Annotated in this window: 14 protein-coding genes and 3 pseudogenes; 9 read left to right on the top strand and 8 right to left on the bottom strand. The window is 42.7% G+C overall.

Going from position 1 to position 14634, the window contains the following annotated elements; all coding sequences use genetic code 11:
• Positions 1-157 precede the first annotated feature (157 nt).
• Together F6J99_RS08735 and F6J99_RS08740 are read right to left on the bottom strand one after the other, a co-directional pair.
• Positions 158-637 (bottom strand): sigma-70 family RNA polymerase sigma factor, encoded by a 480-nt coding sequence (locus F6J99_RS08735; RefSeq protein WP_365972921.1) that lies wholly within the window; start codon positions 635-637, stop codon positions 158-160.
• 863 nt (positions 638-1500) lie between these two features.
• The gene (locus F6J99_RS08740; protein ID WP_293112588.1) at positions 1501-1635 is read right to left on the bottom strand and encodes a hypothetical protein; all 135 of its coding nucleotides are present in this window, start codon (positions 1633-1635) and stop codon (positions 1501-1503) included.
• 415 nt (positions 1636-2050) lie between these two features.
• Between F6J99_RS08740 and F6J99_RS08745 the strand changes: the two genes are divergently transcribed.
• The 4 genes and pseudogenes from F6J99_RS08745 to F6J99_RS08760 form a co-directional block, all read left to right on the top strand.
• Positions 2051-2263, top strand: a complete 213-nt coding sequence (locus F6J99_RS08745) for a hypothetical protein (protein ID WP_293112589.1) — start codon at positions 2051-2053, stop codon at positions 2261-2263.
• A gap of 7 nt (positions 2264-2270) precedes the next feature.
• Positions 2271-2498 carry a hypothetical protein gene (locus tag F6J99_RS08750; protein ID WP_293112590.1) on the top strand — a complete coding sequence of 76 codons (228 nt, stop codon included), beginning with the start codon at positions 2271-2273 and terminating at the stop codon, positions 2496-2498.
• Positions 2499-2502: 4 nt separating this feature from the next.
• Complete coding sequence (locus F6J99_RS08755) at positions 2503-3198, top strand: IS630 family transposase (RefSeq protein WP_293112597.1); 696 nt, start codon at positions 2503-2505, stop codon at positions 3196-3198.
• A 47-nt stretch (positions 3199-3245) separates the two neighbouring features.
• A pseudogene (locus F6J99_RS08760) lies at positions 3246-3746 on the top strand (transposase family protein); the annotation flags it as partial.
• Between the two features lie 25 nt (positions 3747-3771).
• Here F6J99_RS08760 and F6J99_RS08765 read toward each other — a convergent pair.
• Positions 3772-5070 (bottom strand): annotated as a pseudogene (locus F6J99_RS08765) (IS4 family transposase).
• A 71-nt stretch (positions 5071-5141) separates the two neighbouring features.
• Between F6J99_RS08765 and F6J99_RS08770 the strand changes: the two are divergent.
• The 4 genes from F6J99_RS08770 to F6J99_RS08785 all read left to right on the top strand — a co-directional run bounded on the left by F6J99_RS08770 (position 5142) and on the right by F6J99_RS08785 (position 8097).
• Positions 5142-5507, top strand: a complete 366-nt coding sequence (locus tag F6J99_RS08770; RefSeq protein ID WP_293112598.1) for a transposase family protein — start codon at positions 5142-5144, stop codon at positions 5505-5507.
• Positions 5508-5698: 191 nt separating this feature from the next.
• Complete coding sequence (locus F6J99_RS08775; protein ID WP_293112591.1) at positions 5699-5863, top strand: transposase; 165 nt, start codon at positions 5699-5701, stop codon at positions 5861-5863.
• A gap of 401 nt (positions 5864-6264) precedes the next feature.
• Positions 6265-7275 (top strand): transposase, encoded by a 1011-nt coding sequence (locus F6J99_RS08780; RefSeq protein ID WP_293112592.1) that lies wholly within the window; start codon positions 6265-6267, stop codon positions 7273-7275.
• A 390-nt stretch (positions 7276-7665) separates the two neighbouring features.
• Positions 7666-8097: a hypothetical protein gene (locus F6J99_RS08785; RefSeq protein WP_293112593.1), complete on the top strand. Its 432-nt coding sequence runs from the start codon at positions 7666-7668 to the stop codon at positions 8095-8097.
• A 188-nt stretch (positions 8098-8285) separates the two neighbouring features.
• Here the strand turns inward: F6J99_RS08785 and F6J99_RS45500 are convergent.
• The 5 genes and pseudogenes from F6J99_RS45500 to F6J99_RS08815 all read right to left on the bottom strand — a co-directional run bounded on the left by F6J99_RS45500 (position 8286) and on the right by F6J99_RS08815 (position 14380).
• Positions 8286-9920 (bottom strand): annotated as a pseudogene (locus F6J99_RS45500) (reverse transcriptase domain-containing protein).
• 1155 nt (positions 9921-11075) lie between these two features.
• Positions 11076-11672, bottom strand: a complete 597-nt coding sequence (locus tag F6J99_RS08800) for a group II intron maturase-specific domain-containing protein (RefSeq protein WP_365972924.1) — start codon at positions 11670-11672, stop codon at positions 11076-11078.
• Between the two features lie 99 nt (positions 11673-11771).
• Positions 11772-12344, bottom strand: coding sequence for a reverse transcriptase/maturase family protein (locus F6J99_RS08805; protein WP_365972909.1), 573 nt, complete (start codon positions 12342-12344; stop codon positions 11772-11774).
• A 95-nt stretch (positions 12345-12439) separates the two neighbouring features.
• Positions 12440-12796, bottom strand: a complete 357-nt coding sequence (locus F6J99_RS08810; protein ID WP_365972911.1) for a reverse transcriptase N-terminal domain-containing protein — start codon at positions 12794-12796, stop codon at positions 12440-12442.
• Positions 12797-13306: 510 nt separating this feature from the next.
• Positions 13307-14380, bottom strand: a complete 1074-nt coding sequence (locus F6J99_RS08815) for a hypothetical protein (RefSeq protein WP_365972913.1) — start codon at positions 14378-14380, stop codon at positions 13307-13309.
• Here F6J99_RS08815 and F6J99_RS45505 point away from each other — a divergent pair.
• Positions 14370-14634 (top strand): hypothetical protein (locus F6J99_RS45505; protein WP_365972915.1); only part of this gene is annotated, 265 nt, incomplete at its 3' end. The genes F6J99_RS08815 and F6J99_RS45505 overlap by 11 nt on opposite strands.

Here is a 14634-nt window from a genome sequence, read left to right on the forward strand (position 1 = left end):
TTTATTTGATAAAGTTTTATTAAATAAAATATTCTACAAATAAAATTGTTTAAAAAATATATTTTAATTAATTAAGGAAGATTGGGGCAATCATATCAGGAATGCCCTCAAGCGGTTTCCGCACCCTAATTAGCTATAGGTAATCATAATATTTTGTTTACTTATGATGATTTTTAAGTTCAAAAAAGATTTTGCGCAAACGCTTTAGGGCACGATTACCTCGCTGTCTGGCAGACGCCTCAGTAATATCTTCTCCCTTAGAAGCTAGATGGCTCACTACTTGTTTCCAAGACAAGCCTTCTATTTCCCGTAAGACGATTAGCTTGTAGTCCTTTGGGTCTAATTTTTTAAGGGCTAGCTCCAACAGCCTTAAGTTTTCATCCTCAGAGTTATCGCTGTCTTTTACTGCTCTTTGATGCTCTATTAAATGAGAGTCCCATGACTGCTCTTTTTTTTGTTTCCGGCTCATCTCACGGATAACATTTAACGAAGTCGCCCTGATCCAGGCTCTAGGATTTTCAATCTCTTGGCCAGAGTCTAGCAGTTTTATTCCCCGTAAATAGGTTTGATGAATTACATCGTATACTTGGTTATCCGGGAAATTAAATTGCCGTAGGTTTTTCTTTATTCCATTGATTAATGCAGCATAAGATGTTGCTTCATTAGTTTTTCAAGAGGTTGGGTTAACTAAATGTTGAACCACTGATTCAAACTTTTCCCGAGGGGTTAAAGTTTTTTCACCCATTGATTAGGTCTCCTATGGCGACATTGAAAACCACCTCCTGTTTGTCCTTGTTGATAATGCATTTTCGCTAGTGGTAAAGATGCAGTGATTTAGCTACCTACGGTGTAGTCAAGGTTCGGGGTTAAACTATCAACTTGTGTGCCACCACCAGGGTAAGTTGTGATGGATAAGCACCTACACAGAATTAATTACCTACTCGCAATCTCTGTAACCCTTACATTGTAAGGCTTTGATTTTTGTAAAATGTGTAATTAATTTTGTGTACTTGCTTAGTTGGCGTTGCTTAATCAAGGAATGAATGGGCGATAATTTGTTTTTTTTAGAGCCTCCGAAATACTACCTTTTTTGGAAAATATGAGATTGGTTTCTCAAAATTGGTCACAATTATCCCCAAAATTAGCAACGCCGCTTAGTTTGCATTTAGTTCTGTACTTTTCCTCTATGGTACGGTAAGTTTTGGTGGATAGTTTACTTTTTGCATGGTACAGTATCTCCTATTTTAGGATTTGTTTTGCAAGTAATAGCTAGCGCTATTGACTACTTGAAGAGACGACCTATTTTTTAGGCTCAGCAGAATATGCTGCTACGCAAATCATCAGATTGCCTCTTCTATATATATGTGCAGAACTGTCAGAAAGTGTGACACCCTCTCAGGAAAATTTTCAAAAAAAAAGAGGGTGCTTGAATTTTGAATAGCAGCACCTCTAGAAGAATGAGCCAGTCAATGTCACAAAATCCTTGAACCGGCACATTAACTATGTAGCCTCGTAATCAGACTCTAAAGCTGCTAGTAGACCTTGAAAGAACATGCCTACTAATTTGGCGTTGCTGAATTGAAGTATGAATGCGCGATCGTCTGGTTTTGGCAAAGCCCCCGTTGGTTCCCTCACAGGGGTAGGTTTTTTACATTTGGGTCGGGAGCGGTGCGACCCGTGGCGAATTTAATTCGCCTACGGAAAGCGCACCGTAGGAAATCGGGAATCGGGAATCGGGAGTAGGGAGTCGTCAGAAGTAGGAAATGGTAAGACTTATTACTGAAAATTTTGTGTATTTTAATACATATGGTAAAAATGTGATATTTAATGAAAGTATCTACTCGCCCCTTTATAAAAAACTTACCCTTGTAAGGGCTAAGGGGGCGGAATCATACCCAGAATCAGCAACGCCACTAATTTTTACCAAGAATTCTTTGGCTTAGGAATTCTACTGTTAGTAAAAAGCCTGCTGGATAGTTTGTAGTTTCTAGGCAGGCGCTCAACAGAAAATCGTGGCTATTTCAACATTCGTTTTTCAGTGCTCAATCATATGTTACAGAATCACCAGACAAAACCAAGTAAGTACACCTCTGCCTTGTCTGAAGCTAGGTCAGGGAAGCACAACTTCCCAGTTTGGCAAATTACCTTACCGCTCTGTGGAGTCCTGATCTGCGCCATCGGAGCTATCACAACGGTCTATATGATCAACGGTCGGTACTTTTTTCACCTCAAGGCTACTCCCAAGGAAATCGATGTAAGGTAAGTAGGTCGTGCAAGAAAAAAGGAGGTATGTTACAAATTATAAAGTGTTGCCGGAAAAAGGAGTCAGAGGTATGGGAGCCAGACTGAGAGTGTTTCTCACCCAAGAAGAAGAAAGAACGCTCTGGGAGTTGAGGAGAGCCACCACCGTCGGTCAACGAGTCAAAGATTGGCCTATGGCCACGCTACGCGACCGAGCAGAAGCGGTTCGTTTAAGTCATCAAGGCGCTTTATGTTGAACAGATCGCCACTCACCTGCACTCGACAGCTAAAACGGTTAGGAAGACACTAAACGCCTGGAAAACGAAAGGGTTGGGAGGACTATGGGAGGCATCAGGACGAGGGCGACAAAGAAGATGGAGCGAAACGGATATCGAATACCTAGAAGACTGTCTAAGAATTGACCCAAGAAGCTACAACAGCGTACAACTCGCCGAAAAACTCTCTCGGGAACGGCAAGTTGACCTTAGTCCTGAGTATCTACGTGACTTTCCTCAAAAAAAGGGGGTGATTTGGAAACGGATGCGAGTGAGTCATCAAAAACGGCAAGATCCACATCAGCGGCTGGCTAAGAAGAACGACCTGGAAATGCTTGAACTAGCGGCTGCTGCCGATGAAATTGACTTGCTTTACCTCGACGAATCGGGATGCTGTTTGTGGAGTGCCGTCAGCTATAGCTATTACTTTAAAGGAGAGCAGAAGCGGCTTGAACAGACGAAAAAACGGGGGAAACGATTGAGTCTGTTGGGTCTGTGGCAACCGTTGGTGACATTTATATGCAGTTTGGTGTTGGGGAGCTGGAAAAGCGAAGACTTCATCAAACTGATGGAGGAACAAGCCCAAGTGGCTGGTGCAATTTACCAACGTACGGGTCGAATCCGTGTTATTACCCTCGATAACGGCTCGATTCATAAGAGCTCTTGCAAAAGTTTTTTGTGATATAATTAAAGATTAATTATTTTTTGTACAACCGACTGAAGTTAAGCATGAAATATTGGAAAGCCACAAAACTATCCTCTAAAAAATTCAAACGACTTACAGGAATTAGTCCCAAAACTTATAGGCTAATGGTTTGTTTAGTTAAAGGGAAAGATGCTAGTAAAAAGAAAACCGGTCGTCCCCCTAAATTAACAATTGAAGATCAAGTATTAATGGTTATTCAATATTGGCGAGAATATCGCTCGTATTATCATATCGGCATGGACTGGGAAGTTTCAGAATCTACAGTTTATCGAACGGTTCATAAAATTGAAAATATATTAATTCGCTCGGGAGAATTTAGTTTGCCAGGCAAGAAAAAATTCTTAGAATCTTCTTTGAATGAAAAGTTGATTGTAATGGATGTCATGGAAAGTCCAATTGAAAAACCTCAAAAGTATCAAAAAAGTTTTTTTAGTGGAAAACAAAAAGAACATACTTTAAAAACACAAATCATTATTGAGCAAAAAACGTTGAAAATACTATGCTTAAGACATGGAAAGGGGAAAATGCCTGAGGGGGTGACGAAATGAGCTAAAACGCAGATTCTATAAGCGACCTAGCCCTTAAACCGCGTTGATAATACTTTCGTTGTCTTGATGCAGTCGCTCATGGGGGAAACCCCCAAGACCGCGCTGCATCGCTTATTAGGATTTAATTTCATTAATTCGGTTACTAATTTTAGACAAACATCCTTAAAATTCATCCAGGTTTGACCATACAAACCAACGTAAAAACTGCTATGCCTCCGCTCCCTACGTCCAGATTCTTTTACACGAGCTACATAGTTTTGTATTCCTTTACGTTTAATAGTTTGACCTTGGAAAGTTGCAGAAGTGTAAGCTATCGCTATCAATAAAACTATCGAAATAAACCGTTTATCCTCAAGCTTTGTGTTTTCTAAGTTATAACCACCACTCTTGAAATCTCTAAACATTTCCTCTATATTAAATCTTTTTTTATAAGCGGAAATCGCCAACTCTAATTTTTCAAAATTTGTCAGAATAAACCATCCTTCTTTCTGCGCTATTCCTTTGAGTTTACGTTGCCACTTACAAGCCACATTAAAATTTGAAAATCCACGAGTTTTAGTAACTGTCTTGATGCAGTCGCTCATGGGGGAAACCCCCAAGACCGCGCTGCATCGCTTTAACTCCTTGGATAAATAAAGACAATCCTGGTACTAAACCTAAATCATTAAGTTGAAGCCAATTAGTTTTTTTATATTCAATAAACTCGTTCTTTTTTAAGCGTAAGCAAAAATACACACCCAAGTCCTGTAAGTATTTTGCTAATTTGACAGAGCAAAATTCTCTATCTCCCAACAGGCAGATTTGATAGTTTTTAAAAAGCGGGATAACTTTTGACAATATTATTTGTTGTTCTGTTAGATTACTACTCCCTAACTTTGGCAACAAAGTAAAATATACTGGAAACGCCCTGTCTTGATGCAGTCGCTCATGGGGGGAACCCCCAAGACCGCGCTGCATCGCTTTTATCCCAAATGAGGCTAACCATGAATAAATTAATACGACCCCAACTTGTTCGATCTATTGCTATATAAATTAGTTGGTCCGAGGTAAAGTATGTTTTCAAAACTTCTTCAACTATTGGAAGCCAAACTTTTTCAATGGTGAGATTTGGCAGCGATAAAAATCTTTGTATTCTTTTTCTTTTGCTTTCAAATTTAATGGGTAAAGGGAGAGCATTTGCTAACTTTTCCAAACTGACTTTCTTGATTAATTGTAAAAGATTAATCAGGATTTTTAAAAAAATATAATCGGCTAGACTTAATTGACTTTTTAGGTGGTTTTGGTAGAATGTTGGTAACATTGTCAATACGTAGGTCTTGTTGCAAATTTAGAGACCTACTTTTTTTTACCACAAAATGCTACTAGCTTTACATAGCAAGCATTTCAGCCTGTTTCGTCACCCCGTCAGGGAAAATGCATGATTTTCAACTATTTAAAACTAGTGGAATAAAAATCAACAAATTAGTTAAAATTATAGCTGATAAAGGATATCAAGGAATCTCCAAAATTCATGAATTGAGTGAAACTCCTATTAAGAAACCTAAGGGAAAAAATCTCAACAAATCACAGAAAAAATATAATCGAGAACTAAATCGATTAAGACTTGTTATTGAACATGTTAATCGTCGGCTAAAAATCTTTAAAATCCTGTCTTATCGATATCGAAATCGCCATAAAAGATTTGGATTAAGGGCTAATTTGATTGCGGGAATTTATAATCGAGAATTAGCGGGATAAAATCAGCTAAAAAATAAAATTTATAGTTAGACATTCAGGGATTATTTAATAACTGAATTGGGACTTCATGTCAAATTTTATAATTGAGCACTCACGCCACAAAAGTTGCTCGAAAACCTGGGGAGATTATTACTATTTTTACCCCAAAAATTTTAAACAAAAACAAACCCTAATTATATCACAAAATATTTATGCAAGAGTTCTATACTAGTCTTGCTGTAAAGCAGAAACTTCCCCAATGGGAAGCGATGGGACTTTACTTGTTCTTTTTGCCACCTTACTGTTCCGAGATGAATCCCATTGAGTTGGAGTGGGAGCATCGCGGATCGGGATCAATTGGTCGCTCAGATGTTTGAATCGGAGTCGGAATTAGCGTACTACGTGACTGTAGGACTTGAGGCTCTTCGAGAGCGCAATGGACATAAAGTTGAATATGTCAACCTGCGAGGCATGAAATAATCCTTTACATACATCTCTTTTTTTTCCTGGGACTACTTATTACTATGACATTTAGGGCATTCCATGGTTTTATTTTTATTATACCATTTTTTGATTCAGCAACGCCGATTCATTTGGTCACCCTGGGGGAATTTGAGCAAATTGTTAACTTAACCCAGGAGCATCAAAGGATTCTTCAGTTTCTTGGTGCCCTGAGTGCCTGACACAAGTACCTCAAAAGCTGATGATGTGTAGGTTCTGGTGGTCGATTGTGAGGGGAGGCTCTTAGGCTTGTTGTAGCACCAGGGCGCTTGCTCGCTTGTGGAGAAAAAAGGGTAGAGGGATATGCGAGGCTAGAGTCACGACACAACTAGCCGATCAGAACATCTCTAACTCTACCCAAATTCATCATCAACTCTTAGACTTCTTGCGTCAATACAGTAACTATCGGGATTTACGTCATCTAAAAACCTTAGCTTGGATGGTGAGTGCCTTGATTAGCAGTGGTCAGCTAAGCCTTTCTGCCTGGGAACCCTATGTATCGAGCCGAGCTAAACTGGCTCAGAGCTTTGAACGTCGGTGGCATCGGTTTGTGAGCAATCGACTCATTAGTGTCAAGAGGCTATATATTCCCTTGGTGCTATTGGCATTGAAAGATTGGTACTCCCACCGTCTGTACCTGGCTCTGGATACTACGGTACTATGGAATCGCTACTGTATGATTCATCTGTCTGTAGTGTGTTGTGGTCGTGCCGTGCCATTTCTGTGGCAGGTGTTAGAGCATAGCAGTGCCACGGTGGCTTTCGAGGAATATCAGCCATTGTTACGCCAAGCCCGATGGATATTGCGTGAACATGCTGATGTGATGCTATTAGCCGACCGAGGTTTTGCCAACCATGCCCTGATGTACTGGTTGCAAGGGAGCAATTGGCACTACTGTCTGCGATTACCCTGTGATATTCATGTGCATGGTCCCCGTCGCTATCCCACTAGAGTCAGTCATCTGTGGCCACCAAAAGGAGAAGCCTTACTGTATCACCACGTGGGTTTATGGCAAGACGGGGAATACCGGTGTCATCTTGTGTTAGCCAACGTCAAAGGGGTCAAAGAGCCTTGGGCGGTTATGACCGATGAAACCCCCAGCTTAAAGACTCTATGGCAATACGGTTTAAGGTTCCGAGTCGAGGAATTATTTTTGGATAGTAAGTCGGGAGCCAAAGAAGCTCGAAGACTCGCGCATCCGCTCGGCAAGCGCTCTCGAGCGACTCTACCTCGTCGCTGCTGTGGCTCTACTCTACGGCACGACTCAGGGCATGGCCGTTCAACTTGATGGTCTGCGTCGCCAGGTTGACCCCCATTGGCAAAGAGGCATCAGCTACCTGAAAATTGGTCTGCGCTGGCTTCAGGGAGTTCTCCACAAAGGTCGTCAACTTTTAACACCTATCCCCTTGTTGCCCAAAGACCCGCAACCGTGCTTTGCGCCGCTCTTAAAGCTCGCGAGGATTTTTACGTTCGCGTAGCGTGACCAAAGGTCAATCGCATCTGGTTTAAGCGGATTCAGTCGTTACAGTGTCGAGCCTGATACACATGGGTTTCACCCAGATGTGTCCGGCACTCAGCTTGGTGCCTCCTGCCAAAAATATTATCTATTGCTCTGACCAACCTGCGGAATGTGGGATATAGTGTTGTTAGATTATATTAACCTAATAAAGGAGGTTAAATGGCCAAAAAAGTAGTGCTTTGCCTGATGGTTGTATTAATGTTGGGGATGGTGCAGATGGCGACCCCGGCATTTGCTGGTGGAAGATTGTATTGCGGTCTGACCCAATACGAAAATTACTGTGTTGGGAAATTAACCGAGGGATATGAGGTATTCATAGAATTAGTAGATGATTGCCGGGGTTGTCAACCCGTTGTGGATGTTAAGCCCATCGTTTGGGCTGAGTTGGAACTTACCAATTTTGCGGAGCATTGGCAAGACAGTGGGTATGTCTCGACGGAGAGGACCTATCAATTAACCAGTGAAGGTCCGTGGTTGCTGGTCGATTATGAGGGAGAGGTAAATTATATTGTAAGCCCACACAGCGATCATTCTTTGGAATGTATGGATGGAAGCGGAGGCAGAGGTAGAAATGACCCGGAGGGCGAGTAAATCACCCAAAGGTCACCCGGAAAAAAGCTCAAAAGAGTAGAGTAGCAATCGTGAAGAAAGCACCATATACCGAAAAAGACGAAGAAATCGATCAGTGACAGACCTATGGGGAGATACTCTTAGTTAGAGTCGAGGGAGGCTATTAAACCTCGCCCCTCTCCTTCAGAACTGTACGTGAAGGTTTCCCCTCATACAGCTCCTAGATATTCTCTCCTTTCGGAGTGCAAAGAGTGTATCTGTTGGTGGCAGCTCTGGTGAACTGCTAGAAGGTTCTTTTTTGACCAATTGTCGTGGTTTCCATCGATGTGATGAAGGTGTACAGATTCGTCTTCTAAGAACTTCAACCCACAGTGTCCACAGGAATGGTTTTGTCTTTTCAATGCGTCGGAAGTAGCATCGGAGTATAACCTGGAATTCCGGTTACTCCAGTAAACTAAGTCTCCATCGTAGGGTGACTTAGTCCCCTTTACGTTCACGTGTTGGTTTTGTTTATAACCTACCTTTGGAAAGGCTTTGCCACATAGTTCATTGGCTCTGTACCGACTTACTTTCTTTTCCTTTCGGAACTTTCGGTGGGCAGTATTGCGCATAAACCATAGACAATCCCTAGAGCTACTCATGTCGCAGCTGCTGTGGTAGTTGCGCCATCCGCGAACGATGGGGGCTAACTTCTTAGCCTTGACTTTGGCACCATAATTCGAGCTGTTGACTACGGTTTTAATCTTCTTACGTATGTTCCGGTGGTTCTCCTCTGAGGGAGTGCATCGGAACTTTCCGTTTTTCTGGACGCGGAAGTTCCACCCCAGGAGACGAAACCTTAGAATAAAGAAGCCTTAATTAATAATTTTTAACCCTTTTTTGCATAGTCTGTCCCCTGTAAAGGCTTCTTTATTCTTACGGTAACTTCATAGGAAGTCAAAACCGTCTGTCGCTTTAGTTAGCTTAGTTTTCTCTTCACTGATTTCCATTCCTCTTTTGGCCAAGAATTCCTTGACTTTTTGGAGGATTTTCTCAGCATTATCTTTTGGTTTTAGGATAAACACCATGTCATCTGCGTATCGCAGTGATGTATGAATATCTTCTATTCCGTTAAGTGCCACGTTGGCTAATAAAGGGCTGACCACACCACCTTGGGGTGTTCCTTGCTCCGGGAATTCCGGATTGATGCCTGCTTTTAAGCATCTGAAAATCCCCTGTTTCAAACACGCAGGTGCTAGCAATCTATCCATGATGGAGCTGTGTGCGATGCGGTCGAAGCATTTCTTGATGTCTAGTTCTATGATGCGTTTGGAGATGTTTGTGTTGTTCTTATTACTTTTTAGATGTATTTGTAGTCTTTTCTGAACATCTTGTGCGCATCTACCTGTCCTGAACCCGTAACTGTCCCCACTGAATGTGGCTTCATGTGCCGGTTCCAGGGCGAATTTAGCTAGACATTGCCATGCTCTGTCGGCTATGGTTGGTATCTTCAACATCCGGGTTTTCCCGTTCTTTTTCTTGATTGGTACTTCCCGTAGTCCGCTATGGTGCCAGTCCTGGCCATAGTGGTTCAATGTTTCAACCAGTTCCATGCGTTCTCTGTAGTTGAGACTTGACTTGCCATCAACTCCAGCCGTCCTTTTGCCTTTGTTTAGCTGGGTCACTTGTCGGACTGCCAGAAGTTGTGCTGAGCGGGATTTCATGATGAGTTTTTGTAGAGACCTCGCTTTCTTAAGGTCGCCATCTCGAACTGCTTTGTATACTCTCCGTTGTAGGCGGAATAAGTTTTGGCGGAGTTTCTTCCACTGTTGACTTTTCCATAGGTCACTATATCTATTAGACATGTGTCTACCCATACTCTCCTAGGGTTTGTATATTCTGAATACCCGCCACCAGTTTCCGGTGGCATCCTACCCGACAGTGGGGATTAGGTGTGGCAGCACTTACTGAGGTTTCGACCGTTCCTCAGACCCAAAGGCTGTCGTTTTTACTCGTTCCATCTATCGGATTGTTTTGGCGATTTAGGGTGGTTCATTCTGCCTATTCCCTTCTCAGAGATTACAACTATCACGGTTAAAACGTTGTGAGAATGAAGGAATGAAGTCTCGCATTTGTTGTTCAGATTGCGGCTTTTAATTAAGACATTTTTCTAGAACCTATTTACCCATGTCGCCTCCCCGTTAACAGCAGTGTGGATAATCTGTTTCACCTCTGATTCTGTCCTGGTGCCAGCTTCACTCTGTGGGTTGCCGCCCGCTCGGTGTGGCCAAGGTAGGGAGTCACTTATCTCTTAAAGGGGTGGGTTTTCACCACCATCCGAAGGATAGTTAAGATTTTTGGGATATTAATCCCGCGAATCTCCCTAGTTTTACCCCTTCTGTTTCAGAAGGCTCTTCCTAGGAACGAGCCGCACAACCGTCATTAATCGGGATAAATCCGTACAAAACGGTCAAGGTTCAATTTATTGTCGCCTGAGTGAGGGGTGGTCATACAGTAATTGGAGTTAAACCTGCCACTCGTCTGTCTAGGCGTTCCTCATATCTCGATGAGGAGTTGTTTGAAAGCCTGAGCAAAGCTCATGTTTTGAGTCAAGCCAACCAAGCTCAACCGCATCAAGCAGACTCAGTCCCATTCCTTTCAGACAACGCGCGGTACGGCGCAATAATACCGCCTGAACCTCGGTCTTATTCATATACCGAGTTATTTCGAAGTCGGTACCGCGAGCAAGGATGTTTTTGGCAGCATTATAATCAGCCTGCAACACGACCGGAGACGAAACCTTAGAATAAGGCAGCCTTAATCATAAAGTTTCAACCCTTTTACCCATAGCCGACCAACCTTAAAGGCTGCCTTATTCTTACGGTAACTTCTAACCCATCAAATCCGGTAAAATTGTCCCCAGTCCTTTTCCCTAATAGGGTTATTACGGTCGATGTCCCCTATTACGGGGAGCACCTCCGCTCCAAAACCGTGCGTGAAACTTTCGCCTCACACGGCTCCTAAGTATCTTTTTGGCTCCAGTGTAATTGCTGGTGGCAACTTTGATGTACAGCCATAAGGTTGTCCTTTTTCCAGTTGCTGTGATTTCCATCGATGTGGTGGAGGTGTACTCGTTCTTCACCGATGAATTTCATTCCGCAATGTCCACAGGAATGTTTTTGCTTTTTCAGGGCTTCGGTTGTAGCGTTGTTGTATAGTTTGGAGTTTCTTCCGCTCCAGTAGGCTAAGTCTCCGTCATAAGGGGACTTAGTCCCTTTTACATTCACATGCTGGTTTTGTTCGTACCCGATTTCTGGAAATGCTTGGTCACATAGTTTATTAGCTTTATATCTGTTTACTTTCTTTTCCTTTCGGAATTTATGGTTTGCAGTTATATTCATAAACCATAAACTGTTTCGTGACCCGCTCATATCGCAGCTTTTGTGGTAGTTCCTCCATCCACGCACGATGGGCGCTAGCTTTTTAGCCTTTACTTTAGCACCATAATTCGAGTTGTTGACCACGGCTTTAATCTTCTTTCGTATATTCCGATGGTTTTCCGCTGAGGGAATTGACCGGAATTTTCCGTTTTTCTGGACGCGGAAGTTCCACCCCAGGAGACGAAACCTTAGAAGAAAGAAGCCTTAATTAATAATTTTTCACCCTTTTTTGCATAGTCTGTCCCCTGTAAAGGCTTCTTTCTTCTTACGGTAACTTCATAGGAAGTCAAATCCGTCTATCGTTTTGGTTAGCTTAGTCTTTTCTTCGTTGATTTCCATCCCACGTTCTTTGAGGAAGTCCTTTATCTTCCCTAATATTTTCTCAGCGTTGTCTTTGGGCTTAAGGATTAATACCATGTCATCTGCGTATCTGATGCATCTAACTTTGGGGTTTATTTCCTCTATTCCGTTAAGTGCGATATTGGCTAAAAGTGGGCTGACCACGCCTCCTTGGGGTGTTCCTTGCTCTGGGAATTCCGGATTGATGCCTGCTTTTAGACATCTGAATATCCCCTGTTTCAGACCCGCAGGTGCTAGCAATCTATCCATTATGGAGCTGTGGGAGATGCGGTCAAAACACTTTTTGATATCTAGCTCAATTATTCTTTTATTGATGCCGTTTTTGCTTGAATTCAGATTGTTAAACAGCAGTTTTTGCGCGTCTTGGGCGCATCTACCTGTTCTGAATCCGTAGCTGAAGGCACTGAACGTAGCCTCGTGGGCTGGTTCTAGAGCATATTTTGCTAGACATTGCCATGCTCTATCTTGGATTGTTGGTACTTTCAACATTCTCGTACCTCCGGAGACGAAACCTTAGAATAGGGCAGCCTTTATGGTTGGTCGGCTATGGGCAAAAGGGTCAAAACTTTATGATTAAGGCTGCCCTATTCTTGCGGTAACTTCTGACCGTTTTTCTTGGCTATGGGAATTTCCCTTAAGCCTTGGTGCATCCAGTTTTCCGCACTAGATACTAGTTTTTTAAGTACCTCAAACCTTTCTTTGTAGGTTAGGGAGGCTTTCCCATCTACTCCGGCGGTTCTTTTTCCCTGATTGAGCTGTGTCACTTGTCGGATGGCCATTAGTTGCGCTGAACGGGATTTCATTATCAGTTTTTGTAGAGACCGAGCTTTCCTCAGGTCGCCAGCTTGAACTGCTTTATAAACTCTTCTTTGTAGGCGGAATAGGTTCTTTTTATGCTGTTTCCAGCTTTCCCCCTTCCATAGGTCACTATGTTTTGACATGTGTCTACCCATACTCTTCTCCGATTTGTTTATCTTGATACCCGTCACCAGTTTCCGGTGACATCTTACCCGACAGTAGGGATTAAGCAAGGCAGACGCTTACTAAGGTTCGACTACTCCTTAGACCTATTCATGCTGTCGTTTTTACTCGTTCCATCAGTTGGATTGTTTTGGTGATTTAGGGCAGTCCGGAGATGAAACCTTAGAAGAGTGGAGCCTTACTACAAAATTTTTAACCCTTTTACCCATAGCCGACTAACTATAAAGGCTCCACTCTTCTTGCGGTAACTTCTAACCACTTTGCCTATCCTCTTCTCGGAGATTACAGCTGTCAAATGGCGAACGCTGTGAGAATAAGAGGATGAAGTCTCGTATTTATTAGTCAGATTACGGCTTCTCCATTAGACACTTTTTCAGGACTTTTGCTTCTGTTACCCGTGTCACCTCCCTTTTAGCGGCAGTGTGGCTAATCTGTTTCACCTCTGATTCCGCCCTGGTGCCAGCGTCACTCTATAAGGTTGCCGCCTTACTCGGTGTGGCCAGATAAGGAGTCACATATCTCTGCATGGGGTGGGTTTTCACCACCATCCATCTGATAGTTAAGATTCGGGGAGTTTCCCGCGTATCTCCTGGGTCATACCCCTCCTGTTTCAGGAGGCTCTTACCGCAGAACGAGCCGCACCCATTTCTGGAGTCAATTTGCGACGTGTAACTAGGCTGAATTTCTGTGACAACCGAGCCAGTCCAATTAGCCCATTTCTGCAAAGAGTCCCGCATTACTCCTTTTATCCAACTATTTAGCTTGCGGGATACCGCCTTAGACTGACGTTTGTTTTTAATTGGTTGTGTTAAATCTAAGGCCGTAGGCCACGCTTCGCGAACTGCAAATACTTTCAATGACTCCCCGTTAAAGAGAGATTTAGAAGCTGCTCCTATTATGGCCGTTAATTCTGATTGATTCCGTCTGTAACGACGATTTTCTGTTTTTCTGGTCAGATTATTTTTGAGTATTCGTGCTGACTTAGCTGGATCGAATTTTTCTAACTTTCTGTGAAGTGCCCAAAGTTTTCCTCTATTACGGTTTTTAGCACATATACGATCCGATTTTTTTGTGATTACTTTTCCAAGTCCTTCTCCGTGAGCCTGACCCTTTGAGTCATAGAAAGCCTCCGTATACCCCTTGTCCACTCCGACACTTTGACGTTCGGGTGGAATTTCTACGGTTCCATGGTCTACCAAAAAGTGAATCTCAAATCTTTGTAGGATTTGATTGTAAATTAACCTAATCTGTCCTTTTATATTTCGGTTAGACTTGACAAATATCTTGTTCCTTTTTCCTCTTGTTAGTCCAGCTAATTCTAGTTGGTAAGTGTTTCGCGAAATTCTCTGGCATTTGTAACCAACTTGCTGATAAACTATTTGATTTTTAACCCAAGAATGACCTCTATGGAATTCTTTTCTGACAAGTCTGTGCAGTAAAGGATTGTCTAGAAAAGCCTGGGTTTTGAGTTGCGTGACATATTCCTTGCATTTATCTTGGTTTTCTTTTTCCGGAAACCTTTTGTAAATATTTTTGATAACCACCTTTTTACAGGCCGCCTGGCTCGCTGTGATGGTTTTCGCCACATCATTAATGGTTCAATCCATCAGTTTTGCCGGTAATCCTAAACTGTCAGGAGATCTAAAACTCTTTATTTCCGGAATCGCTTTTTTATTACGGTCGATGTCCGGTATTACCCGATGCACCTCCGCTCCAAAGCCGTACGTGAAGCTTTCACCTCATACGGCTCCTAGGTTCTCCTTCAACCTTTCGGCTTGCAGTCATCTTGTGACGTGCT

Origin of the sequence: Moorena sp. SIO4G3 (genome assembly GCF_010692305.1) — a bacterium.
GTDB classification, from domain to species: Bacteria; Cyanobacteriota; Cyanobacteriia; order Cyanobacteriales; family Coleofasciculaceae; genus Moorena; species Moorena producens_A.

What these genes read in the sequence shown, in the direction of transcription:
- F6J99_RS08805 (WP_365972909.1), bottom strand. Translation starts at nt 12,344, where the DNA reads ATGTTGAAAGTACCAACAATCCAAGATAGAGCATGGCAATGTCTAGCA.
- F6J99_RS08785 (WP_293112593.1), top strand. Translation starts at nt 7,666, where the DNA reads ATGGCCAAAAAAGTAGTGCTTTGCCTGATGGTTGTATTAATGTTGGGG.
- F6J99_RS08745 (WP_293112589.1), top strand. Translation starts at nt 2,051, where the DNA reads ATGTTACAGAATCACCAGACAAAACCAAGTAAGTACACCTCTGCCTTG.
- F6J99_RS08810 (WP_365972911.1), bottom strand. Translation starts at nt 12,796, where the DNA reads ATGTCAAAACATAGTGACCTATGGAAGGGGGAAAGCTGGAAACAGCAT.
- F6J99_RS08775 (WP_293112591.1), top strand. Translation starts at nt 5,699, where the DNA reads ATGCAAGAGTTCTATACTAGTCTTGCTGTAAAGCAGAAACTTCCCCAA.